General features: G+C 66.3%; 21 protein-coding genes. 8 read left to right on the top strand and 13 right to left on the bottom strand.

All coding sequences use genetic code 11. From position 1 onward, the window contains the following. Nucleotides 1-33 precede the first annotated feature (33 nt). From F804_RS0102825 to F804_RS0102800, 6 genes are read left to right on the top strand one after another with little or no spacing between them, the layout of a single operon-like run. The gene (locus F804_RS0102825; protein ID WP_022706234.1) at nt 34-1,539 is read left to right on the top strand and encodes a sugar ABC transporter ATP-binding protein; all 1,506 of its coding nucleotides are present in this window, start codon (nt 34-36) and stop codon (nt 1,537-1,539) included. Continuing rightward, complete coding sequence (locus F804_RS0102820) at nt 1,532-2,524, top strand: ABC transporter permease (RefSeq protein ID WP_022706233.1); 993 nt, start codon at nt 1,532-1,534, stop codon at nt 2,522-2,524. The genes F804_RS0102825 and F804_RS0102820 overlap by 8 nt, the downstream gene beginning before the upstream one ends. Beyond that, entirely contained in the window at nt 2,524-3,543 is a 1,020-nt protein-coding gene (locus tag F804_RS0102815; protein ID WP_022706232.1) for an ABC transporter permease, read from the top strand. Before F804_RS0102820 ends, F804_RS0102815 begins: the two co-directional genes overlap by 1 nt. Continuing rightward, nucleotides 3,544-4,392, top strand: a complete 849-nt coding sequence (locus F804_RS0102810; protein ID WP_022706231.1) for a TIM barrel protein — start codon at nt 3,544-3,546, stop codon at nt 4,390-4,392. It abuts the gene before it with no gap. Beyond that, nucleotides 4,392-5,024, top strand: a complete 633-nt coding sequence (locus F804_RS0102805; protein ID WP_022706230.1) for a nucleoside triphosphate hydrolase — start codon at nt 4,392-4,394, stop codon at nt 5,022-5,024. Before F804_RS0102810 ends, F804_RS0102805 begins: the two co-directional genes overlap by 1 nt. Before the next feature lie 11 nt (nt 5,025-5,035). Beyond that, entirely contained in the window at nt 5,036-6,613 is a 1,578-nt protein-coding gene (locus tag F804_RS0102800; RefSeq protein WP_022706229.1) for an FGGY-family carbohydrate kinase, read from the top strand. Nucleotides 6,614-6,630: 17 nt separating this feature from the next. Here F804_RS0102800 and F804_RS0102795 read toward each other — a convergent pair whose 3' ends face one another. Together F804_RS0102795 and F804_RS0102790 are read right to left on the bottom strand one after the other, a co-directional pair. Further along, nucleotides 6,631-7,707, bottom strand: a complete 1,077-nt coding sequence (locus F804_RS0102795; RefSeq protein WP_028725540.1) for an FAD-binding oxidoreductase — start codon at nt 7,705-7,707, stop codon at nt 6,631-6,633. A 5-nt stretch (nt 7,708-7,712) separates the two neighbouring features. After that, nucleotides 7,713-8,948, bottom strand: coding sequence for an aromatic ring-hydroxylating oxygenase subunit alpha (locus tag F804_RS0102790; protein ID WP_022706227.1), 1,236 nt, complete (start codon nt 8,946-8,948; stop codon nt 7,713-7,715). Between the two features lie 234 nt (nt 8,949-9,182). Between F804_RS0102790 and F804_RS0102785 the strand changes: the two genes are divergently transcribed. Next, entirely contained in the window at nt 9,183-11,327 is a 2,145-nt protein-coding gene (locus F804_RS0102785) for a malate synthase G (protein ID WP_022706226.1), read from the top strand. A 92-nt stretch (nt 11,328-11,419) separates the two neighbouring features. After that, a complete protein-coding gene (locus tag F804_RS0102780; RefSeq protein WP_022706225.1) occupies nt 11,420-11,671 on the top strand; it encodes a hypothetical protein in 252 nt (83 codons plus the stop codon). On the opposite strand, the gene F804_RS15445 is transcribed toward F804_RS0102780, so the two are convergent. The 11 genes from F804_RS15445 to F804_RS0102725 form a co-directional block, all read right to left on the bottom strand. After that, complete coding sequence (locus F804_RS15445) at nt 11,668-13,005, bottom strand: ABC1 kinase family protein (RefSeq protein WP_022706224.1); 1,338 nt, start codon at nt 13,003-13,005, stop codon at nt 11,668-11,670. The genes F804_RS0102780 and F804_RS15445 overlap by 4 nt on opposite strands. After that, nucleotides 12,995-13,939 carry an NAD(P)/FAD-dependent oxidoreductase gene (locus F804_RS0102770; RefSeq protein ID WP_022706223.1) on the bottom strand — a complete coding sequence of 315 codons (945 nt, stop codon included), beginning with the start codon at nt 13,937-13,939 and terminating at the stop codon, nt 12,995-12,997. The genes F804_RS15445 and F804_RS0102770 overlap by 11 nt, the downstream gene beginning before the upstream one ends. Nucleotides 13,940-14,012: 73 nt before the next feature. Beyond that, nucleotides 14,013-14,894, bottom strand: a complete 882-nt coding sequence (locus F804_RS0102765) for a LysR family transcriptional regulator (RefSeq protein WP_022706222.1) — start codon at nt 14,892-14,894, stop codon at nt 14,013-14,015. Nucleotides 14,895-14,996: 102 nt separating this feature from the next. Further along, the gene (locus F804_RS0102760) at nt 14,997-15,248 is read right to left on the bottom strand and encodes a hypothetical protein (protein WP_022706221.1); all 252 of its coding nucleotides are present in this window, start codon (nt 15,246-15,248) and stop codon (nt 14,997-14,999) included. Nucleotides 15,249-15,394: 146 nt separating this feature from the next. Continuing rightward, complete coding sequence (locus F804_RS0102755; RefSeq protein ID WP_040595635.1) at nt 15,395-16,348, bottom strand: nucleoside hydrolase; 954 nt, start codon at nt 16,346-16,348, stop codon at nt 15,395-15,397. 64 nt (nt 16,349-16,412) lie between these two features. Beyond that, entirely contained in the window at nt 16,413-17,501 is a 1,089-nt protein-coding gene (locus F804_RS15440) for an FAD-dependent oxidoreductase (protein WP_022706219.1), read from the bottom strand. A 157-nt stretch (nt 17,502-17,658) separates the two neighbouring features. Next, entirely contained in the window at nt 17,659-19,137 is a 1,479-nt protein-coding gene (glpK, locus tag F804_RS0102745; protein WP_022706218.1) for a glycerol kinase GlpK, read from the bottom strand. Nucleotides 19,138-19,213: 76 nt separating this feature from the next. After that, entirely contained in the window at nt 19,214-20,923 is a 1,710-nt protein-coding gene (locus tag F804_RS0102740; RefSeq protein ID WP_022706217.1) for an ABC transporter substrate-binding protein, read from the bottom strand. Between the two features lie 64 nt (nt 20,924-20,987). Next, on the bottom strand, nt 20,988-21,260 hold the full coding sequence (locus tag F804_RS0102735) for a DUF2160 domain-containing protein (protein ID WP_022706216.1): 273 nt from the start codon (nt 21,258-21,260) through the stop codon (nt 20,988-20,990). Nucleotides 21,261-21,272: 12 nt separating this feature from the next. Then, the gene (locus F804_RS0102730) at nt 21,273-22,085 is read right to left on the bottom strand and encodes a carbohydrate ABC transporter permease (protein WP_022706215.1); all 813 of its coding nucleotides are present in this window, start codon (nt 22,083-22,085) and stop codon (nt 21,273-21,275) included. 3 nt (nt 22,086-22,088) lie between these two features. Next, nucleotides 22,089-22,958, bottom strand: coding sequence for a carbohydrate ABC transporter permease (locus F804_RS0102725; RefSeq protein WP_022706214.1), 870 nt, complete (start codon nt 22,956-22,958; stop codon nt 22,089-22,091). Between the last annotated feature and the right edge of the window lie 11 nt (nt 22,959-22,969).

Genomic DNA, 22,969 nt, shown 5'->3' with positions numbered 1-22,969 from the left:
CGCCTGCCCGTCCCCATTATTCACAGGTGAAGCATGACAACTGCCGAGGCAGATCGATATGCGCTGCGCCTCCACAAGGTCTCGAAGGCCTTTGGCGGCGTGCAGGCGCTGAACCGGGTCGACTTCGAGGTGCGCGCAGGCGAGGTGCACTGCCTCGCAGGCGAAAACGGATGCGGCAAGTCGACGCTGATCAAGACCGTTATCGGTGTGCACCAGCCCGAAGAGGCCGAGCTGATCGAGCTGTTCGGCGAAAAGGTCGACCGGATCAATCCCGTCAAGGCGCGCGAGCTTGGCGTATCGGTCATCTGGCAGGACCTTGCCCTGTTTCCGCACATGACCGTGGCCGAGAACATCGCCTTCGACGACCTGGTTGGTCTGCGCCCCCGATCGGTCCGCTACCGCGAAATGGTCCGGCGGGCGGGCGATGTGCTGGACCGTCTGGGCGTCGACATCTCGCTCGGCGCGTCGCTGAGCGATCTGGCAATCGCGCAGCGGCAGGTCGTCGCCATCGCCCGTGCCCTGATGAACAATGCCCGCCTGATCTTCATGGACGAGCCGACGGCCTCGCTGACCCAGACCGAAACGGACCGCCTTCTTGATATCGTGCGCAAGTTGTCGGCCGACGGGGTGGCAATCGTCTTCGTCTCGCACCGTCTTGCCGAAGTGCTGGAGATCGCCGAACGCGTGACCGTCGTGCGCGACGGAAACCTCGTGGGCGTCTATCCGACCGAAGGCATGACGCAGGGACGCCTGGGCGAGCTGATGACCGGTCACCTGATCGAGGATGAGGTCGTTGCCCGCGACCTGCCCGACGCGCCGACGGTATTTCAGGCCACGGGCCTGACGCGGCGCGGTGAATTCAGCGATATCTCGTTCAGGATCAAGGCGGGCGAAGTGCTTGGCCTGACAGGTCTGATCGGGGCGGGACGGACGGAGCTGGCGCATGTGATGATGGGGATGCGTCAGCCCGATGCCGGACAGATGGCGCTGAACGGTGCGTCCTATCGTCCGGCCAATATCCGAGAGGCGATCCGTGGTGGCATGGCCTATGTCTCGGAGGACAGGCTCTCACTGGGCTTGCTGCAGAAGCAGTCGATCGAGGACAACACCGTCATCTCGGTCCTGCGCAAGCTGACCACTGCGGCCGGACTGATCTCGGATACGCAAAAATCCCGGCTGGTCAGCCATTGGATCCGCGAGCTTGGCGTCAAGATCGGCGCAGCTTCCGACGCCATCTCGACCCTTTCGGGCGGCAATCAGCAGAAGGTCGTCCTGGCCAAATGGCTGGCGACCGAACCGCGCCTGCTGATCCTCGACAGCCCAACCGTCGGCGTGGACGTCGGCGCACGGGCGGGCATCTTCCGCATCGTGCGATCCCTTGCCGAGAAAGGGCTGGCGATCCTGCTGATCTCGGACGAGGTGACCGAGATCATGCATCAATCCGACCGGATACTTCACATGGCCGGTGGGCGCATCGTCGAGGAATACGATCCGCGCGCAATCTCGGTGCCCCAGTTGGAGGAGAAAATCTATGCGTGACGCATTCCGCCGCTATACGATCGAGCTGCGCTTGGGCGTCGTACTGGTGGTTATTTGCGCGCTGCTGTCCGTCGCTGCCCCGCAATTCGCCACCCTGCCGAACGCCACGTCGCTTCTGAACAACAGCGCGGTCAACCTGATCTGGGCCGTCGGGCTGCTGGTCGTGCTGATCGCGGGTGGCATCGACATTTCCTTCGCGGTCGCATCATCCGTGGTCCAATACCTGGCGGCAAAGCTGCTGATCGGCATCGGCGGAGGCAACTGGCTACTGGGGTTCCTGTTCTGCGGATCGCTCGGGATCCTGCTGGGCCTGCTGAACGCATGGCTGATCCATGGCTTCAGGATCATCTCGATCGTTGTCACCATCGCGACCTTCAACGCCTTCTTCGGTCTGCTGATGTTCTTCAGTGGCGGGCGCAACATCTACAACCTGCCCGACTGGTGGACGGCCCGGATCTTCATCTTCGAACACGAGAACGCGCAAGGGGTCTGGTCCGAACTGACCCTGCCCGTCGCCGTCATGATCGGTTGCATCGTCGCGACCTGGGTGCTGATCAAGCGCACTAATATCGGGCGGCAGCTCTATGCCTTCGGTGACAACCCGGAAGGCGCGCGGCGCGCCGGCGTGAACATCGCCGTCATGCAGGGCGTCGCGTTCGGATGGATGGGCCTGATGGCGGGGATCGCCGGCCTGATGCAGGTCAACCTCGTGAAGGAGGTGGTGCCCAACGCGCTCTATGGCCGAGAGCTGGATGTCCTTGCGGCCGTGGTGCTGGGGGGTGCGCGACTGGGCGGCGGCAAAGGGACGATCCTCGGGTGCATCCTGGGAGTGATGTTCGTCGCGGTCACGCAGAACGGCCTGAACCTGCTGGGCGTGTCGCCCTTCGCATTCCAGATGATCATCGGTGCCGCGATTCTCGTCGCGATCTCCACCTCGAACATCGATCTCAGCCAATTCTTCCGGAACAAGGAGGCCAGCTCTTGATGTCGCGATCCTCTCGTCTGCCCGTTCAGAAGGGCATCCGCATCAGGCCCGCCACCGGCGAGAACCTGTCCCTGCTGGCCCTTCTGGCCGTTCTGGTGGTGGTCTTCTCGATCGCTTCGCCCCGCTTCCTGACCGGCGCGAATCTCGGCTCGATGGGATTCCAGATGCCGCTGCTTGGGCTGCTCACGCTGGCGATGCTGGCCCCGATCCTGTCGGGCGGCCTGAATCTGGCCATCGTCTACACGGCCAACATCAGCGGCCTGACGCTTGCCTGGACGCTCATGCAGTTCGGCGGCGCCGAAGCCGGGATCGGCGCCTTCATGCTGGGCTGCGTCTTGGCGCTGGTGGTCGGCGCATTGGCCGGTGCGGCGATGGGCGGGGTCGTCGCCTATGTCGGCGCGCACCCGATCCTCGTTTCCCTGGCCATGATGATCTTCCTGCGCGGCCTGGGCGAGTTCCTGACCCGCGGGGGCGACATCTCGGGCTTCCCGGACTACATGCGCATTCTTGGGCACGGCAGCCTTGTCGGGGTTCCGGTACCCCTGATCATCTTCGGCATCGTCGCCTTCGGATGGCACATGCTGCTGCGCCGTTCGCCGCACGGCTTCTCGGTCTACATGACCGGGTCGAACATGAAGGCGGCCGAATATGCCGGGCTGAACGCCAAGCGAACGCTCGTGCTGATCTATACCTTGTCGGGCGTTCTCTGCGCGATCGCGGGCATCCTGATGGCGGCGCGCTTCAACTCCGTCAGGGTCGGCCACGGCGAGGCGATGCTGCTGATCACCGTGCTCGCCTGCTTTCTGGGCGGCGTGGACCCGTTCGGCGGGCATGGCCGCGTGGCGCCGGTCGTCATCGCGCTGGTCATCCTGCAGGTCCTGTCTTCGGGGCTGAACCTGATCGGTGCGAACCAGCATCTCTCGACTGCCGTCTGGGGCCTGTTCCTGATCGCCGTGATGGTGATGCGATCCAGCCAGTTGCGGCACACATTCTTCTTCCTGTTCGGAAAGGGCAAGTAAATGCAAGGCTTTGGCGTTCATACAAGCATGTGGACAATGAACTGGGACCGCGAGGGCGCGGAACGTGCCGTCAAGGGCGCCGTGACCTACGGTGTGGACTTCATCGAGATCCCGATGCTGCGCCCGAAAGAGGTCGACACCGCACACACCGCCGCGCTGCTGGACAAGAACAACCTCCGGGCGGTCTGCTCGCTCGGGCTCCCGGAACAGAACTGGGCATCGGTGAATCCAAGCGGCGCGATCGAGTACCTGAAGCTGGCGATTGATCAGACCAAGGCTTGCGGCGCCGAGGCGCTGTCGGGCGTCACCTTCGGCGGCATCGGTCAGCGCACCGGGACCTGGCCGACGCAGGGCGAGTACGACAACATCGCAAAGGTTCTGGACGCTGCCGCGAAGTACGCCAAGACGGTCGGACTGCAGTTCGGTATCGAACCCGTCAACCGCTACGAGAACCACTTGATCAACACCGGCTGGCAGGCGCGCGACATGATCGAGCGGGTGGGTTCCGACAACATCTTCATCCACCTCGACACCTATCACATGAACATCGAGGAGAAGGGGGCCGCGAACGGCATCCTCGATGCGCGCGACTACCTCAAGTACATCCACCTCAGCGAAAGCGATCGGGGCACGCCGGGCGAGGGCTGCTGCGACTGGGACGAGGTCTTTGCCACGCTGAAGGCGATCGATTTCAAGGGCGGGCTGGCAATGGAGAGCTTCATCAACATGCCGCCCGAAATCGGCTTCGGTCTGGCCGTCTGGCGTCCCGTTGCAAGTGACCACGACGAGGTGATGTCCAAAGGGCTGCCGTTCCTGCGCAACAAGGCCGCGCAATATCGCCTGATCTGATGAGCCGCCGCATAGACTTCGACGGGCTCATCGCCGAGGCACGCAGTCTTCTGGAACGCCCCGGCCGGCGCATCCTCGCGATTGCCGGGGCACCGGGTTCCGGCAAGAGCACCACCGTCGACAGGTTGGCCCAGGCCTTCGATCTGACCCATCCGGGTCAGGTCGCGATCCTGCCGATGGACGGATATCATTTCGATGATGCGGTGCTGCGTCAGGCAGGTCGCCTGCCGTGGAAGGGTGCACCCGACACGTTCGACGTGGGGGGACTGGCTTCGACCCTGTCCCGCCTGGTGGCCGGGACCGACACGGTTGCGGTGCCAGTTTTCGACCGCGCGCTCGAGATATCGCGAGGGTCCGCGCGGCTGATCGGTCCAGAAGCGCGGCTGATTCTGTGCGAAGGCAACTATCTGCTTCTGGACCATGATCCATGGCGCGATCTTGCCCCTTTCTTCGATCGGACCCTGATGATCGACGTGCCGGAGAACGAGCTGAAGCAACGTCTTACGGCAAGGTGGCAAGGATACCGTCTGTCACCCGCGGATATCCGCGACAAGCTGGAGGCCAACGACCTGCCCAACGGGCGAACCGTGCGCAGCGCAAGCAGACCAGCCGATCTGGTGCTGACCCAATGAAGGAAGAACGCATGCATTATATCGGGGTCGATGTCGGCACCGGATCCGCGCGGGCCGGGGTGTTCGACGCCAAGGGCGCGCTGAAGGGCACGGCCAAGCGCCCGATCGACACGTGGCGCGACGATGAGGGCCATGCCGAGCAGTCCAGCGCACAGATCTGGAAGGCGGTCTGCGACAGCGTGGCCGAGGCGGTTCTGGCAGCAGACGTTTCCGCGCAGGACATCGCGGGGATAGGCTTCGACGCGACCTGTTCGCTGGTCATCGTCGGCGGCACCCCGTGCGATCCCGCCCATCCCGACCGCGATGTCATCGCATGGTTCGATCATCGTGCGGAGGAGCAGGCCGACCGGATCAACGCCACGGCGCATCCCGTGCTTCAATATGTCGGCGGACGCATATCGCCCGAGATGCAGACCCCCAAGCTTCTGTGGCTGAAGGAGAACCGAAACCAAGCCTATAAAAGCGCCGATCACTTCTTCGACCTGACGGATTTTCTTACATGGAAGGCAAGCGGATCGGTCGCGCGATCCACCTGCACCGTCACCTGCAAATGGACCTATCTGGCGCATGAGGGTCGTTGGGACGGCAGCTTCTTCGACAAGGTCGGCCTTGGCGATCTGACCGACGACGGCCATGCACGGATCGGCAGCGATATCGTCGCCCCCGGAACGGCAGTGGGCCACGGCCTGACCGAAGCCGCCGCGCATTCGATGGGGCTGCGGCCCGGCACGGCAGTGGCCGCCGGATTGATCGACGCGCATGCGGGCGGGCTTGCGACCGTCGGTGCGGCGGGTGGCACCGGCGCAACGCGGACGCTGGCCTATGTCTTCGGCACCTCCTCATGCACCATGACGACCAGCAATGCTGCGCATCCGGTGCCCGGTGTCTGGGGCCCCTATTTCTCGGCGATGGTTCCGGGGCTGTGGCTGAACGAAGGCGGTCAGTCTGCGGCGGGCGCTGCGCTGGATCAGCTCTGCTCCTCTCACCCCGCAGCACCCGAGGCTGCGCGTCTTGCATCCGAAGACGGCAAGACCCTGACCGCTTGGCTTGCCGACCGCGCGCAGGCGAAAGACTTGGGAAGTCGCGCAGTCACGATGGCCCAGGGCTTGCATGTGGTGCCGGAATATCTTGGCAATCGCGCACCTTTTGCCGATCCAAGGCGCCGCGCAGTGATCGCGGGACTTGGCCTGCAAACCGGCCTCGACAGCCTTGTGGCACTGTATGTCGCGGGGTTGTGCGGGCTGGCCTACGGCTTGCGACAGATCATCGAGGCGCAAACTCGATCGGGCCTCGAAAGCATCGTGATCTCGGTTTCGGGCGGTGCGGGGACGCACCCATTCTCGGCCCAGATCCTGGCCGATGCCACCGGCAGGACGGTCGAGGTTACCCAGAGCCCCGAACCCGTGTTGCTGGGATCGGCCATGCTGGCCGCCCATGCGGCACAGGCGGTCCCCGATCTGCAGACGGCCATGCGCATGATGTCCAGCGTCGCCCACAGCTTCCAGCCCGACGCGCAGGCGGCAGCAATCCATGACACGCGGTTCGACGCGTTCGAGCGCCTCCAGGCTGTCGCTCATGCGGTGACGTGACCGCATGGGAAGTTCGCTCAGACCTCGACCTCGACCCGGCCCAGGGGGTTGGCGCAGCAGGCCAGGATCCAGCCGTCCTCGATATCCTCGTCGCTGATGCCGCCGTTATGGACCATGTGCACCTCGCCCGAGCGTTTGCGGATCCGGCAGGTACCGCACAGGCCGAAGGTGCAGCCCGAGGGGATGTTGAGGCCCGCGCGCTTGGCGACGGCAAGGACCGTGTCGGTTTCCGAACAGGCCGCCGACACGCCGCTTGCGGCAAAGACCACCTGCGCGCGCGCATCCTCGTCCGGGGCCACGTCGTCGATGACGGGGGCCTCGGCCTCGGTCGCGACGGGGGCGCCGAAGCTTTCCTGGTGGTATCGGTCCATGTCGTAGCCGAGCGACCCGAGCATTTCCCGCACCGCCTGCATGAAGGGCTCGGGGCCGCAGCAGAACACCTCTCGGTCCAGATAGTCCGGCGCCATCAGGCCCAGCATGATCTGCGACAGGCGGCCCTGGTATCCGTGCCATGTCTGGTAGGGCTCGGGCTCTTCGACGGTGAAGCGCAGCTGGACGCCCGGCACGCGGGCCGCGAACTGTTCCAGCCGCTCGCGGAAGATGATCTCGGACGGGGTGCGGGCGGCGTGGACGAACACGATGTCGGTGTCCTGCGCCTGGTCCCAGGCCCAGGTCGTCATGGACATCATCGGCGTGACCCCCGACCCGGCCGAGATGAACAGGTACTTGCGGGCCGGATGCTGGTGGAAGCTGAAGATCCCCGCAGGACCGAAGGCGCGCAGCCTCGTGCCGGGGCGCAGGTGGTCCAGCATCCAGCGCGTACCCACGGAATCCGGCTGCGCCTTGACCGTGACCGAGATCGACAGCGGACGCGATGGCGACGAGCTGATCGTATAGGTCCGCTGCACATTGCCGCCCGGCACTGGCAGGTCCAGCGTGATGAACTGGCCGGGGGAATAGTCGAACCACGCCCCCGAAGGCGCGCGGAAGGTGAAGGTCGCGCAATCGCGCGTCTCGGGGGTGACCATGACGCATTCAAGCGGCTCGTCGTCGGACCAGGGCTCGGACGACCAGTTCAGGCGCAGTCGCTTCATCGCCATCACTCGGCCGCCATGGTCTGCGGACCCAGCCGTTCGGTCATCGTGGCGCAATACCAGTCGGTGAACTGGATCACGCCCTCTTCCTGCAGGGTCGAATAGGGGCCGGGCTCGTAGGCGGGGGACAGGATGCCCACCTGGTTCTCCTCGACGACCTGGCGGTCCTCGTCATTGGTGTGCATCCAGACATGGGTCAGGTCGTCCAGATCGTAGTCGCGCCCCTCGGTCGCGCCTGCGGGCACCAGCCAATGCGTCGTCACCTGCGTTTCCGTGGGGCTGATGGGCAGCACCCGGAAGACGATGGCGTGATCGGCCAGGAAGTGGTTCCAGGTATTGGGATAGTTGAAGAACAGCAGCGCCCCTGCATCGTCGAAGGGCATCGTGCCCATGCGGTGCGACACCGCCTTCTTGCCGCTGAGGGTATAGCTTTCGGCCCCGTTCAGCAGCGGGATGCGCGCAAGGCGCCATTGCATCCGGTCGTGGTTCACGAAGCGCGAGGGCAGGCCCGCATCCTCGCAGCGGCGCCAATGGGCGATGATCTCGGGGCTGGCGCTGTCGGGGCCTTCCATCGCGGTCATGCTGGGATCGTCGGAATAGGTGCGGCACAGCGACGGATGGCTGCCCCCGCAGTGATAGCATTCGCGGTTGTTTTCGATCACCAGCTTCCAGTTGCCCTTTTCCACGATGGTCGAGCTGTGCGCGATGCGCGCGTCCTTCAGCCCATGCGCCCCCAGATAGCGCATCAACTGGGCGGCCATCTCGTTGATGGCGGGCGGGATGCGGGCAAGGCAGATGAAGATCATCCCCGCCAGATCGACGCAGTGGACAGGCTTCAGCCCGTATTTCGACGCGTCGAACTCCGGCCCCATGTCGCGCGCGAAGATCAGCTTGCCGTCCAGGTCGTAGGTCCATTGGTGATAGGGGCAGACCAGCTTGGGGTTCGTGCCGCTGGCCGTCGCGCACAGCCGCTGCCCCCGGTGGCGGCAGACATTGTGGAACGCCCTGATCCGCCCGTCCGCGCCCCGCGTCACGATCACCGGATATTCGCCCACCTGCATCGTGGTGAAGCTGCCGGTCTTGGGCAGTTCCGCCGACGGCCCCGCGAACAGCCATTCGCGATACCAGATATGCTCCAGGTCGTCGCGGAAGGTCGTCTCGCTGCAATAGAGATCGCGCGGCAGCGAATGGTTCGGCTGGCGTTCCGCGATCAGCTGGGCCGTGGAGATGTGTTCGTTCATGGCGCGGCGCGATTCCTGTGCGGCAAGGGTTCATCTTCCCCCAACGATAATCGGTGCCATGCGCCTTATTGGCCCTTTTGCGACATTCCGGGCGCGAAAACGGACATGCGCCCCATTTTGCCGGCGGAGGGTCGCCGATAAATGGAAAAACATTCCAAAATATTTCTTGGCAAGTCCCGCGCCCTGCCCTAGACCTGTCGCCAAGGGAAATTCCTGCGCCATGAAGGGGGAACCATGACCGAACGTCTCGACCGCCACGGCCTTGCCGTCGATGCCCGACTTGCCGAATTCATCGAAACCAGCGTGCTGCCGGGAACGGGCGTCGATGCCGACCGCTTCTGGCAGGGCTATGCCGAGCTGATCGACGGCTTCGCCCCGGAGAACCGCGCCCTGCTGGCCCGGCGCGAGGAATTGCAGACCCGGATCGACGACTGGCACCGCGCCCGCGGCAACCAGCCCTGGGACGCCGCGGCCTATCGCGCCTTCCTGACCGAGATCGGATACCTCGTCCCCGAGCCCGCGCCCTTCACCATCGCGAACGGCGATATCGACCCCGAGATCGCGACCCTTGCCGGTCCGCAGCTGGTCGTGCCCGTCAGCAATGCACGTTTCGCGCTGAACGCGGCGAATGCGCGTTGGGGCTCGCTCTATGATGCGATGTACGGGTCGGACGTGATGGGCCCTGCGCCCACCGGCGGCTTCGATGCCGACCGCCGCGATGCCGTCGTGGCCCGCGTCGCGGCCTTCCTGGACGAGACCTTCCCGCTGACCGCCGGCAGCCACAGCGCTGTCGAGGGCTATGGCGCGGACGACCAGGGGCTGGTCGCGACCGTCGCGGGCCAGCCCGTGCGCCTGGCGCATCCGGCGGCATATGTCGGCACGCGCAGCGATGGCGGCGATACCGGATACCTGCTGCGCCATAACGGACTGCATGTCGAACTGGTGATCGACCCGACCGACCCGATCGGGGCCGCGTCCAAATCCGGCCTGCGCGACGTCGTGATGGAGGCCGCGCTCAGCGCCATCCAGGATTGCGAGGACAGCGTCGCCGCCGTCGATGCCGAGGACAAGGTCGCCGTCTATGGCAACTGGCTGGGCCTGATGAAGGGCGACCTGGCCGAGACGTTCCGGAAGGGCGACAAGGACATGACCCGCCGCCTGCAGGGCGACCGCGTCTTCGCGCGTCCCGACGGGTCCCAGCTGACCCTGCAGGGCCGCGCGCTGCTGCTGGTGCGCAATGTCGGCCACCTGATGACCACCGATGCGGTGCTGAAGGACGGCCAGCCCACCCCCGAGGGGATGATGGACGCGATGGTCACGACCGCCTGCGCCATGCACGACTTGGCCAAGACCGAGGGCCCGCGCAACAGCCGCTGCGGCGCGATCTATGTCGTGAAGCCCAAGATGCACGGCCCGTCCGAGGCCGATTTCGCCAACCGCATCTTCGCCCATGTCGAGAAAGTGCTGGGCCTGCCCGCCAATACCGTCAAGCTGGGCCTGATGGACGAGGAACGCCGCACCAGTGCGAACCTCGCGGCCTGCATCCACGCGATCCGCGACCGGATCTTCTTCATCAACACCGGCTTCCTCGACCGTACCGGAGACGAGATCCACACCTCGATGCAGGCGGGTGCCTTCGTCGGCCGCGACGGATTGAAATCGGCCAGCTGGCTGAAATCCTACGAGGATCGCAACGTGCTGATCGGCCTTGCTGCCGGGATGCGGGGCCGCGCCCAGATCGGCAAGGGCATGTGGGCCAAGCCCGACGCCATGGCCGAGATGCTGGAGGCCAAGATCGGCCATCCGAAATCGGGCGCGACGACTGCTTGGGTGCCCAGCCCGACCGCGGCGACGCTGCACGCGATGCATTACCACGCCGTCGATGTGGCACAGGTCCAGGACCGCATGTCCGCCAACGCGCTGCCCGATCTGGACACGCTGCTGACCCCCGCGCTGGCGACCGAGCCGATGGCCCCGGACCAGATCGCGCGGGAACTGGAAAACAGCGCGCAGGGTATCCTCGGCTATGTCGTGCGTTGGGTGGACCAGGGCATCGGCTGCTCCAAGGTGCCCGATATCGACGACGTGGCCCTGATGGAGGATCGCGCCACCTGCCGGATCAGTGCGCAGTATCTGGCGAACTGGCTGGAGCATGGCCTGATCACGACCGACCAGGTCGAGGATGCGCTGCGCCGCATGGCCGCCAAGGTCGATGCGCAGAACGCGGGCGATCCGGCCTATCGCCCCATGGCGCCGGGCTTCGACGGCCCCGCCTTCCAGGCCGCGCGCGACCTGATCCTGACCGGCACGCGCCAACCCTCGGGCTATACCGAGCCTGCGCTGCATGCCCGCCGGGCCGAGGCCAAGGCGATGGCCTGACGCCCCATCCTGCGGGGAACCGTTCGGGCGCGCGGGGGATTTCCCCTGCGCGCCCTTTTCATTGCGGCGCGCAGCGAACAAAGGGGACAGGGATGGACAACCGGCAGATTTCCGAATTCGAAGGCCGCCTTCTGGCTCAACGCCGCCTGCTGGCGCGGCTGATCGCGGCCATGCCCGATGCCGCGCGGGACGAGATCCGCGGCTTCATGTCCGATCGCAGCCTGCCCCGCGACGGGCAGGAGGACCCGGGCGCCGTCCCGTCCGAGGGGCAGGCGCTGGATCACGCGATGGCGGACGAGTTCCGCCGTATCGACCGGCTGGTCGGCGACCGGCTGGCCGATTAACGCGCGTCCAGCCGCGCCTGCAGATCGGCCGGATCGAACAGCGCGTCCAGATCGACCCGCGCGCGCAGCCGTGCCAGCAGCAGATACAGCCCGCCCAGCTTGCGATGTAGGAACAGGATCTCGGGCGGGGGCATCTCGGCGGCGCTGCGGGTGCGGGCAAGGTCCATCGCCAGATCGGCGATCTGCTGCGGGATGGTCGTTCTGGCGACATCGAAGACCCCGCCCTGCCGCAGAGGCTGGAAAGCGATCTCCATCATGTCCAGAAGCGCCTCGCGGTGATCGGGCGGGGTCTCAGAGCGGAAATATCCGATGGCGATGGCGGCATCCGCGATCGAGCCGCGGTCGCCGCCAAGGCCCGCCCGAAGCAGCGCAAGGTATCGAGGCGCCACCGCCCCCGAGAAACCGCGCGTCGCGCCGAAATCCAGCAGGACGATCCGCTGTGTCGACGGGCACCAGCGGAAATTGGCAAAGTTCGGATCCGTCTGCATCAGGTCGAACAGGAACAGCTCGTCGATGACCAGCCGGACCATGTCGCATGCCACGCGGTCGCGCAGGTCCTGCGGCGCGTCGGTCAGCAGCTCGATGGGCTGGCTGTCGATGAAATCCATCGCAAGGACGGTGCCGGTCGTCAGCTCCTCCACGGGCCGGGGCAGCGTGAAGCGCGGTCGCTCGGCCAGATGCGCGCCATAGGCCAGCATCGCGCGGGCCTCCTGCAGGTAATCCGCCTCTTGGCGCAGCTGGGTGCGGGCCTCGTCCATCAGGGCGGGCAGGTCGATCCCCGGCGGCGTCACCCCCGGCATTCGCAGCAGCATCCCGAGGTTCGACAGATCGCTGTCGATGCTGTCCGCGACGCCCGGATACTGCACCTTGATCGCAAGGTCGCGACCGTCCTTCAGCCTTGCGCGATGGACCTGCCCGATCGAGGCCGCGGCGATGGGGCGGGTCTCGAACCGGTCGAAGCGGTGGATCCAGCCTTCGCCCCAGGCGGCGTCCAGCTGGCTGCGCAACTGCCGGGGTGGCATGTGGTCCGCGTCGGCACGCAACCGCGCCATCACCTGCGCCAGCTCGGGCGGCAGCACCGCCCCCGCATCCATCGAGATCAGCTGCCCCAGCTTCATCGCGGCCCCGCGCATCCGCGACAGCTGGTCGGTCAGCCGCAGGGCGTTCCCCGGCGTCAGGAACAGCTGCGATGCCGAGGGCCGCCTGCCCTGCGCGATTTCCCGAAGCCCCGTCGCCATGGCGCGCGCCCCCATGCCCCCGGCAAGCCCCCCGATCCGCGCCATGCGCGACAGCCGCCCCTGCGGGACCGGCCGGATGCGCGGCTCATCGTTCATCGACACCCCGCGCCAGCAGGTGGCCCGCCATCTCTCGGCCGCTGGCCCAGCCATCCTCGGCATAGGGGCCAAGCGTCCAGTCGCCGCCCACGATCACCGCGCTGGCCTGGTCCGCAAGGAACGGCGCCCCAAGCGGATGCGACGCCTGGGAATAGAGCCAGCGATGCGCGACGGCATGCTTCAGCGCCTCGGGCGGGGCCTGGATGACGCGCAGCAGCTCGGGGGCCATGATTTCGGCCAGCTCGGGCAACGGCGTGTCGACATGGCGCGCGCTGAAATCGGGATCGGCCTGCGCGACCCAGGTGGTCAGCCGCTGCCCTTCCCGGCCCGGCTTCGCGCCGTCATTGGCGATCCATGACATCGCCCCCCGCCCGATCCGCGTCGTGAAGGGCGCGGGCGCATCGACCCCCGCCATCAGCGTGGCGCAGGCATGGAAGCGCACCTGCATCAGGCGGTCATAGAGGGGATGCGTCTCGCCCAGCAGCTCGGCCGCCTGGGGCGCGGGGATGGCCAGCACCAGCTGCCTTGCGCGAAAGACCTCGTTGCCGGACAGCAGGCTCCATATATGGCCGTCGAAGACGATCCGCTCGATCCGGACGCCCTGCACCACCTCCAGCCCCGAGGCCAGCGCGCGGGGCAGGTCCACCATCGTGGGCGTTCCGATGCACCATTCGTCGCCCGGTCCGATGGACCAATGGGCCAGCCTGGCACCGGCCTTTTTAAGGAAGGCGTGGAATTCGGGGGTGGAACACTGGATCCCCTGCGCACCGTGGTCGAAATGCATCCCGTCGCCCGTGCAGCGCGATGCAAGACGTCCGCCGATGGAACGCCCCTTGTCGAACAGGCGAACGCTCAGCCCCCGGCGCGAAAGCGCCCGCCCACAGGTGATCCCCGTGATCCCGGCGCCGATGATGGCAATATCCTCGACCAGCACGTCAAAACCCTCCGCACCATGTACAATGCCACAAACAGAACACGTGACACTGCGTCACTGTGGCGCGAGGATGTTAGACCAGCTTCAGCCCTCCGAGAAAGTCCAGAAACCGCGAAAGCGCCGCGGTCACCAGTTTCCGGCTGGAATAGACGACATGGACCGGAACGCCCGGCAGCGCGTAATCGGGCATGACCTGCACCAGCCGACCCTCGGCCAGGTCCGCGGCGACCTGGAATTCGGGCGCCAGCGCGATGCCCCGTCCGCCGACCGCCATCGCACGCAAAAGATCGCCGTTGTTGCTGGAAAAGGCGGGCGTGATCTTCTGATAGATCACCTCGTTGCCGTTGCGCAGCGGCCATGTGCCCGGCCCGCGCAGGTTGGTGTAATGCAGGCAGGCATGGTCGCGCAGATCGGCGGGGATGCGGGGGCTGCCATGCCGCTGGATGTAATCGGGCGCCGCGACCAGCAGGATATGCGCGTCGTCCAGCCTGCGCGCGTGCAGGGCGCTGTCCTCCAGCTCTCCGATGCGGATCATGGCGTCGAACCCCTCGCGCACCATGTCGGACCTGCCATCTTCCAGCACCAGGTCCAGCTGGATGTCGGGATGGTCGTCCATGAAGCGGAACAGGTGCGGTTGCAGAACCTTCAGCGTGTACTGCACGGGCGCCGCGATGCGCAGCGGGCCCGCCGGATGTTCGCCCGCGGCCTTCACGGCCTCGGCGGCGGCGTCCAGCTGCCCCAGGATCTGCGTCAGCTCGGCATGGAAGGCCAGCCCCACCGCCGTCGGCTTGACCGCGCGGGTCGAACGCGACAGCAGACGCCCGCCCAGATCCGCCTCGAGATCCGAGATCATCTTGCTGCACATGCTCTTGGAGATGCCCAGCCTGCGCGCGGCCCCTGCAAAGCTGCCCTCCTCGATGATGGCGACGAAGGCTCGAAGGGGCTTGAGTTCCATGACATGGCTCCGCAGGGCGTGAACGCAAAAAGGACCGCCTGCCCCCGAAGCCGGGGCGGGCGGTCCGTCAGGCCCCGCGTCGCGGGGCAGATCGGTCACGGATTAGTAGTAGCCGTGGCTGGAATTATCAACCGGACCTTCGGGCGCGGCGACCTTGGTCACGTTGACGATGTCCGAGGCCTCCAGACCGGCTTCGGCCAGTTCGCGGGTGGTCATGACCGAACCTGCGGGAACTTCGACGGTGACGGTCGGCTGGGCCGCACGCTCGGAACCCGCGATCGGGCCCTGGCTGCTGGCCTGTGCGGCACCGGTGGCGAGGGCGAGGGCGGCGAGAGCAAACACAACAGGTTTCATTTCATATCTCCTTGTTCTTGCGCGGTACCTGCGATCAGGTCCGTTTGGATGAGCGGGAGATATGCCCCGTGCCGCCGGAAGATTAGCCCCCGATTTGCACCTTCTGAATTCGCTCTCGTCGAACAATGCGACAGCCGCATGACAGCCTAGCGCGCGGTGCAGACCTGATCGATGCGGGCCAGGATCGCGGGCGCGTCCCCGTCATGGGCATAGGACTGCCGGGGCCGCCCCTCCCAGTCGGCCAGCGGCCCCTTCCGGTCCTCGGGGTTGCACAGCGTCAGGCCGATGGCGATGCCGCGATCGACGACGCGAACCTCGCCCCGCGCCAGGTCGAACAGGTCGGGATCGGTCAGATAGACCGCCGCGCAGCAGTCGTGCACCAGCATCCCGTCATAGCCCGCCCCGCGATAGAAGCCGACGTAATCCTGCGACAGCTCGGCCACCAGCTCCATCCCCGCGCCGCCGCGACGGGCAAGGTCCTGCAGCGTGGCCGCATCCATGAAGGTCTGCGTGGTCAGGTCCAGCGGGATCGCGACGACCGGCCACTCCGCGCCAAAGACCACGTCGGCGGCCAGCGCATCGCCCCAGATGTTCGCCTCGGCAGCCGGGGTGATGTTGCCCGGTACACGGAAGGCGCCGCCCATGATCACGACGTCGCGGACCAGGGGCGCGATGCCGGGGTCCAGCGCCAGCGCGCGGGCGAGGTTCGTCATGCGCCCGACGGCCAGAAGCCGCACCTCGCCCGGATGGGCGCGGACGGTGTCGATGATGAAGCGCGCCGCGGTTTCGGAAACCGGACCCGCCGCCATGTCGATCGGAATGTCGCCAAGACCGTTCAGCCCGTGGATATGGGTCGGGAAGGATTCCTCGGCCATGTCGGGGGTCATCGTGGCCGACGCGCCCGCATGGACGGGCACGTCCTCGTGGCCCCATTGCTTCAGCAGCCAGGCGGCATTGCGGGTCGTCACCTCGACCGGGGCGTTGCCGAAGACCGTGGTCACGCCCAGCAGGTCGATCCCCGGATGGCGCAGCAGGTAATAGAGCGCAAGCGCGTCGTCCACGCCGGGATCGGTATCGAAGATGACTTTCTGCTGGCTCATGTCTCGGCTCCGTTCGCTGATCGCGATCTGCATAGCCGGTTTCGCCGCAACGGACGAGGGGGGATCAGTCGCGCAGCGCCGCCATGAAGCGGCGGTCGATGCGGTCCTTCAGCCACCAGGCCGCCCGCCCCCGCAGGCTGAGCCCGCGCCAGACCGCCAGCGCCCTGCGCTGCCCGAGCGATACGAGCTTGAGATAATCGTGCTGCGGGTGGAAGGCATCGAGCGCCCTGCCCCGCGCCAAGGCCGCGATGTTGCAGGCCAGAAGCGGCCCCTGCCTGACGGCATAGACCCCTGCTCGCGGGCGCGGCGCGGTCGTCTGGACCGCGCAGTCGCCGGCCGCGAACAGGTCGTCGCGACCCATCACCCGCAGATCGGCCCCCACGCGGATGAACCCCGACCCATCCACCGGCAGACAGGCCTGCGGCCAGTCATAGGCGCGCGCGCCCGCCGCCCCGATCGCCAGCCCGCACTCGATGCGCCGCCCGTCATCCAGCAGGATGTGATCCGCGGCGACGCGGGTGACGCGATGCCCGGACAGCAGGGTGATGCCGTTCAGGGCCATCTCGTGGCGCAGCTGCCGCGCGGCGCGGGGTGGCAGGCCCGCAAGCTCGGTCCGGCCGCTGTCGATGACGGTCACGGGGCCGTCATGCGAGTGCCGGATGGCGAAGGCGATCTCGATCCCCGCAAGGCCCGCGCCGATCAGCGCGACGGGCGTGCCGGGGGGCGCGGCGGCCACGAAATCCTGCCAGCGACGGCGGAAGACGCCGACCGGCTTGACCGGAACGCCGTGGTCGCGGAACCCCGGCATGTCGCCCAGGCAGGCATGCGATCCAATGTCGATCGAGGCGATGTCGTAGCTGCGCGTCCCCGTCCCCTGCGGCCCCATCAGCGTGACCAGGCGGCGTTCGGGGTCGATGCCCGTCACGCTGGCGCGCATCAGGTGCAGCTTGTGCCGCCGCGCGATGCGGTCCAGCGGGGCCATCATCAGGGGCGTGTCGTAATGACCCGCGACGACGCCGGGCAGCATCCCGGAATAGGCGGCCTCGGTCCCCGGATCGATCAGCGTGATGCGCGCATTCGGCAGCGCCTGACGCAGCGCGGGCAAGGCCACGAGATGCGCGTGACCCGCGCCGATCAGCAGGATGTTGGCCATTCCGGCCTGCGCCACAGGTTTCATGCGGGGGATACACCGAGAAGATTGCCCCACCGAAGCTGCCCGCCCGGCGCGCCCCGCGCAAGCGCAATCCGCATCCAATTGGACCGATCACGACGCCGCGCCATACACGATGGCGCGACCGCGCCGACCCCCGTCAGATCGACATCGTGGCCTCGACCGCGCGCTTCCAGCGGGCGACGCGGGCATCGCGATCCTCGGGTTGCATTTCGGGCTGGAAGCTGCGGTCCAGCGCCCATGCCTTCGCGAACCCCTCTTGGTCGGGATAGATGCCGTTGTGACGACCCGCCAGCCATGCCGCGCCAAGGGCCGTCGTCTCCAGCACCTGCGGGCGGTCGACCTGCGTGCCGAGGATGTCCGACAGGAACTGCATCGCCCAGTCGGACGCGCTCATGCCGCCATCGACGCGCAGGGCGGGCTGGCCCTCGGGGTTCCAGTCGGCCTGCATCGCCTCCAGCAGGTCGCGCGTCTGATAGCCCACGCTCTCCAACGCGGCGCGGGCGAATTCGGCGGGCCCGGAATTGCGCGTCAGGCCATAGATCGCGCCGCGGCAATCGGGCTGCCAATAGGGCGCGCCAAGACCCGTGAAGGCGGGAACCAGCACCAGGTTCTGTTCCGGATCGGCGCGTTCGGCCAGGGGCTGCGTCTCGGCTGCGTCGCGGATGATCTGCAGCCCGTCGCGCAGCCACTGCACCACCGCGCCCGCGATGAAGATCGACCCCTCCAGCGCATAGGTCGGCTTGCCGTCCAGCTGATAGGCGATGGTCGTCAACAGCCGCTTGGTCGAGGCGACGGGCTTGTCGCCGGTGTTCAGCAGCGCGAAGCAGCCCGTACCATAGGTCGATTTCATCATGCCCGGCTGGAAGCACGCCTGCCCCAGGGTCGCGGCCTGCTGGTCGCCCGCGACGCCGCTGATCGGGATGGGGCGCCCGAACAGGTCGGCCCGCGTCTCGCCGAAATCGGCGGCGCAGTCGCGCACTTCGGGCAGCATGGCCTGCGGGATGCCGAACAGCTTGCAGATCGTCGTGCTCCACCGGCCCTTGTGGATGTCGTACAGCATCGTGCGGGCGGCGTTCGTGGCGTCCGTCGCATGGACCTTGCCGTCGGTCAGCTTCCAGATCAGCCAGCTGTCCACGGTGCCGAAGGCCAGGTCGCCCGCCTCGGCGCGCGCGCGGGCGCCTTCGACATTGTCCAGGATCCATTTCAGCTTGGTCGCCGAGAAATAGGGATCGACCAGCAGACCCGTGCGGTCGGTGATCATCGGGCCGTGGCCCTGGGCCTCCAGCTCTCGGCAGAATTCGGCGGTGCGGCGGTCCTGCCAGACGATGGCGTTGTGGACGGGCTTGCCGGTCTTGCGGTCCCAGACCAGCGTGGTCTCGCGCTGGTTGGTGATGCCGATGGCCGCGATGGTTGGGTTGCCCGCCTTCTCGATGGCCGCGCGGCAGGTCGCGGCGGTCGATGCCCACAGGTCGCCCGGATCGTGTTCGACCCAGCCCGAGCGCGGGAAGTGCTGGGTGAATTCCTCCTGCGCCTTCGCGACGATACCCATGCTGCCGTCGAAGACGATGGCGCGGGAACTTGTCGTGCCCTGATCGATGGCCAGAATATGGGTCATGCCTTGGTATCCTTTCTGCGGCATCGGCAAGGGGCGCGGTCGATCCGCGCCCCTTCCGGTTCTCATGCGGGCAGGATCATTCCTGCCAGCGGGTGATCAGTTCCTCGTAGGAAATGGTCTTGGGCTCGGGCTTCTCGTTTTCCAGCTTGGGCTTCGGGGCGCCGGGCTGGTCCAGCCAGTACTGGGCCTCCTGCTCCTCGTTCAGCACCGGGCCCAGGTCGCCCTGCACGCCGGAACGTTCCAGCCGGTCGAGGACCGCTTCCTGCTGTTCGCACAGCGCGTCCAGCGCCTCCTGCGCGGATTTCGCCCCCGAGGACGCGTCACCGATATTCTGCCACCACAGCTGCGCAAGGCGCGGATAGTCCGGCACGTTCAGGCCGGTATCCGACCAGCGCGTGCGGTCGGGCGAGCGGTAGAACTCGACCAGGCCGCCCAGCTGCGGGGCACGTTCGGTAAAGCTCTCGTGGCGCACCGAACTGTCGCGCACGAAGGTCAGGCCGACATGGCTCTTCTTGGTGTCCACGGTCTTGGACACGATGAACTGCGCATAGAGCCATGCGGCCTGCGCGCGATCCACCGGGGTGGACTGCATCAGCGTGGCCGAACCGACATCCTGATAGCCGACCTTCATCCCCTCTTCCCAGTAGGCGCCATAGGGCGAGGGGGCCATGCGCCATTTCGGCGTGCCGTCCTCGTTCATGACGGGCAGACCTTCCTTGACCATGTCGGCGGTGAAGGCGGTGTACCAGAACATCTGCTGCGCGATGTTGCCCTGCGCGGGGACCGGACCGGCCTCGCTGAAGGTCATGCCGCCCGCGGCGGGGGGCGTATAGTTCTTCAGCCAGTCGATATACTTCTCGATGGCATAGACGGCGGCGGGGCTGTTCGTCGCGCCGCCACGGGCCACGCAGGACCCCACGGGCTGGTAATCCTCGTTGACGCGGATGCCCCATTCGTCGACCGGGAAGCCGTTGGGTTCGCCCTTGTCGCCCATGCCGGCCATGGACATCCAGGCATCGGTGAAGCGCCAGCCGAGGCTGGGGTCCTTCTTGCCGTAATCCATGTTGCCCCAGACTTCCTGGCCGTCGATCTCGCGGCCGGTGAAGAACTTGGCGATGTCCTCGTAGGCCGACCAGTTGACCGGCACGCCCAGGTCATAGCCGTATTCCTCCTTGAAGGCGGCCATGATCTCGGGGTCGGTGAACCAGTCGTGGCGGAACCAGTAGAGGTTGGCGAACTGCTGGACCGGCAGCTGGTACAGCTTGTCGTCGGGACCCGTGGTCGAGGCCAGCCCGATGAAGTCGTCCAGATCCAGGTCGGGGTTCGTGAAGTCGGCCCCCTCGCCCGCCATCCAGTCGGTCATGTTGCGGACCTGCTGGTAACGCCAATGCGTCCCGATCAGGTCGGCGTCGTTGACATACATGTCATAGACGTTCTCGCCGGTCTGCATCTGGGTCTGCAGCTTCTCGACCACGTCGCCCTCGCCGATCAGGTCGTGGGTGACCTCGATCCCGGTGATGGCGGTGAAGGCGGGCGCCAGCACGCGGCTTTCGTATTCATGGGTGGTGATCGTCTCGGACACGACGTTGATCGACATGCCCTTCAGCGGTTCGGCGGCGTCGACGAACCACTGCATCTCGGCCTCCTGATCCTCGCGGCTCAGGACCGACATGTCGCCGATCTCGGAGTCGAGGAAGGCCTTCGCGGCCTCCATGTCGGCCAGCGCGGGGCCGGCCATGGCCATGACCAGCGCGGTGGTCGTCACCAGTTGCGGTTTCAGCTTCATCTTTTCCCTCCCGTTGAAGCGTTGACTTGCGCCGGGCCCCTCCAGCCCCGGCGGACGTTCCCGATCAGACCCACCGGAACACGGCGGCGGCCCAGATCAGGCAGACCAGCATCGCCCAGGGCTGCGGCATCCCCGTCAACCCCAGCCATGCGAGGTTGATGAAGGCCGAGCCGAGAAGCGTGATGAACAGGCGGTCGCCGCGCGTGGTCTCGATCCCCAGGACGCCGGTGCGCGGCGTTTCCGGGAACCGGACCGCCAGGATCGTGAAGATCACCAGCAGGCAGGCGATGGTGCCGAAGAAGATCCCCGTCGGCAGGGTCCAGGCCATCCATGACATGCGCGTTCCCCCTTACACGCGGCCCAGGGCAAAGCCCTTGGCGATGTAGTTCCGCACGAACCAGATGACCAGCGCGCCCGGCACGATGGTCAGGATGCCCGCGGCTGCCAGCACCCCCCAGTCCACGCCCGAAGCCCCCTGCGTCCGGGTCATGGTCGCCGCGATCGGCTTGGCCGCGACCGAGGTCAGCGTCCTGGACAGCAGCAGCTCGACCCAGCTGAACATGAAGCAGAAGAAGGCGGCAACCCCGATCCCCGAGGAAATCAGCGGCATGAAGATCTTCACGAAGAAGCGTCCGAAGGAATACCCGTCGATATAGGCGGTCTCGTCGATCTCCTTGGGGACGCCGCGCATGAAGCCTTCGAGGATCCAGACGGCAAGCGGCACGTTGAACAGGCAATGCGCCAGCGCCACCGCGATATGCGTGTCGAACAGCCCGACCGAGGAGTAGAGCTGGAAGAACGGCAGCGCGAAGACGGCGGGCGGCGCCATGCGGTTCGTCAGCAGCCAGAAGAACAGGTGCTTATCGCCCATGAACCGGTACCGGCTGAAGGCATAGGCCGCGGGCAGCGCCACGCCGACCGAGATGACGGTGTTCATCGCCACATAGGCCAGGCTGTTCACGTATCCCATGTACCAGCTGGGATCCGTCAGGATCGTGACATAGTTCTGCAGCGTCAGGTTTTGCGGCCACAGGCTGAAGCTGCCGGTGATCTCGGTATTGGTCTTCAGGCTCATGTTCAGCAGCCAGTAGATCGGCAGCATCAGGAACAGAAGATACAGCACCATGACCACGGCGCTGCCGCGCGATTTTTCGGTCGCCATGGCTCAGCCCCCCCTTTTGTCGAGATTGGTCATCACGGTGTAGAACACCCACGAGATCAGCAGGATCACCAGGAAGTACATCAACGAGAATGCCGCCGCCGGCCCCAGGTCGAACTGCCCGAGCGCCATCTTCACCAGGTCGATCGACAGGAAGGTCGTGGCATTGCCCGGACCGCCCCCCGTCAGCACGAACGGCTCGGTATAGATCATGAAGCTGTCCATGAAGCGCAGCAGCACGGCGATCATCAGCACGCCCGCCATCTTCGGCAGCTCGATGAAGCGGAAGACCTTCCAGCGGCTGGCCTGGTCGATCTTGGCCGCCTGGTAATAGGCGTCGGGGATGGATTGCAGCCCCGCATAGGCCAGCAGCGCCACCAGCGACGTCCAGTGCCAGACATCCATCACCACGACCGTGATCCAGGCATGGATCGGGTTCTGGGTATAGTTGTAGTCGATGCCCAACGCGTCCAGCCCGTAGCCCAGCAGCCCGATATCGACGCGCCCGAAGATCTGCCAGATCGTGCCGACCACGTTCCACGGGATCAGCAAGGGCAGCGACATCAGCACCAGCACCACGCTGGCCCAGACGCCGCGCTTGGGCATGTTCAGCGCCACGAAGATGCCCAGGGGAATCTCGATCGCGATGATCACGCCGGAAAAGATCAGCTGGCGGCCAAGCGCGTTCCACATCCGCTCGGATGACAGCAGGTCCTCGAACCAGCCGAGGCCGTTCCAGAAGAACACGTTGTTGCCGAACGTGTCCTGCACCGAGTAGTTGACGACCGTCATCAGCGGGATTACCGCCGAGAAGGCCACCAGAACCAGCACCGGCAGGACAAGGAACCAGGCCTTGTGATTGACGGGTTTGTCCATGTCTCTCCTCC

Origin of the sequence: Paracoccus zeaxanthinifaciens ATCC 21588 (assembly GCF_000420145.1) — a bacterium.
GTDB classification, from domain to species: domain Bacteria; phylum Pseudomonadota; class Alphaproteobacteria; order Rhodobacterales; family Rhodobacteraceae; genus Paracoccus; species Paracoccus zeaxanthinifaciens.
This window is presented reverse-complemented; position numbering and strand designations above follow the sequence as displayed.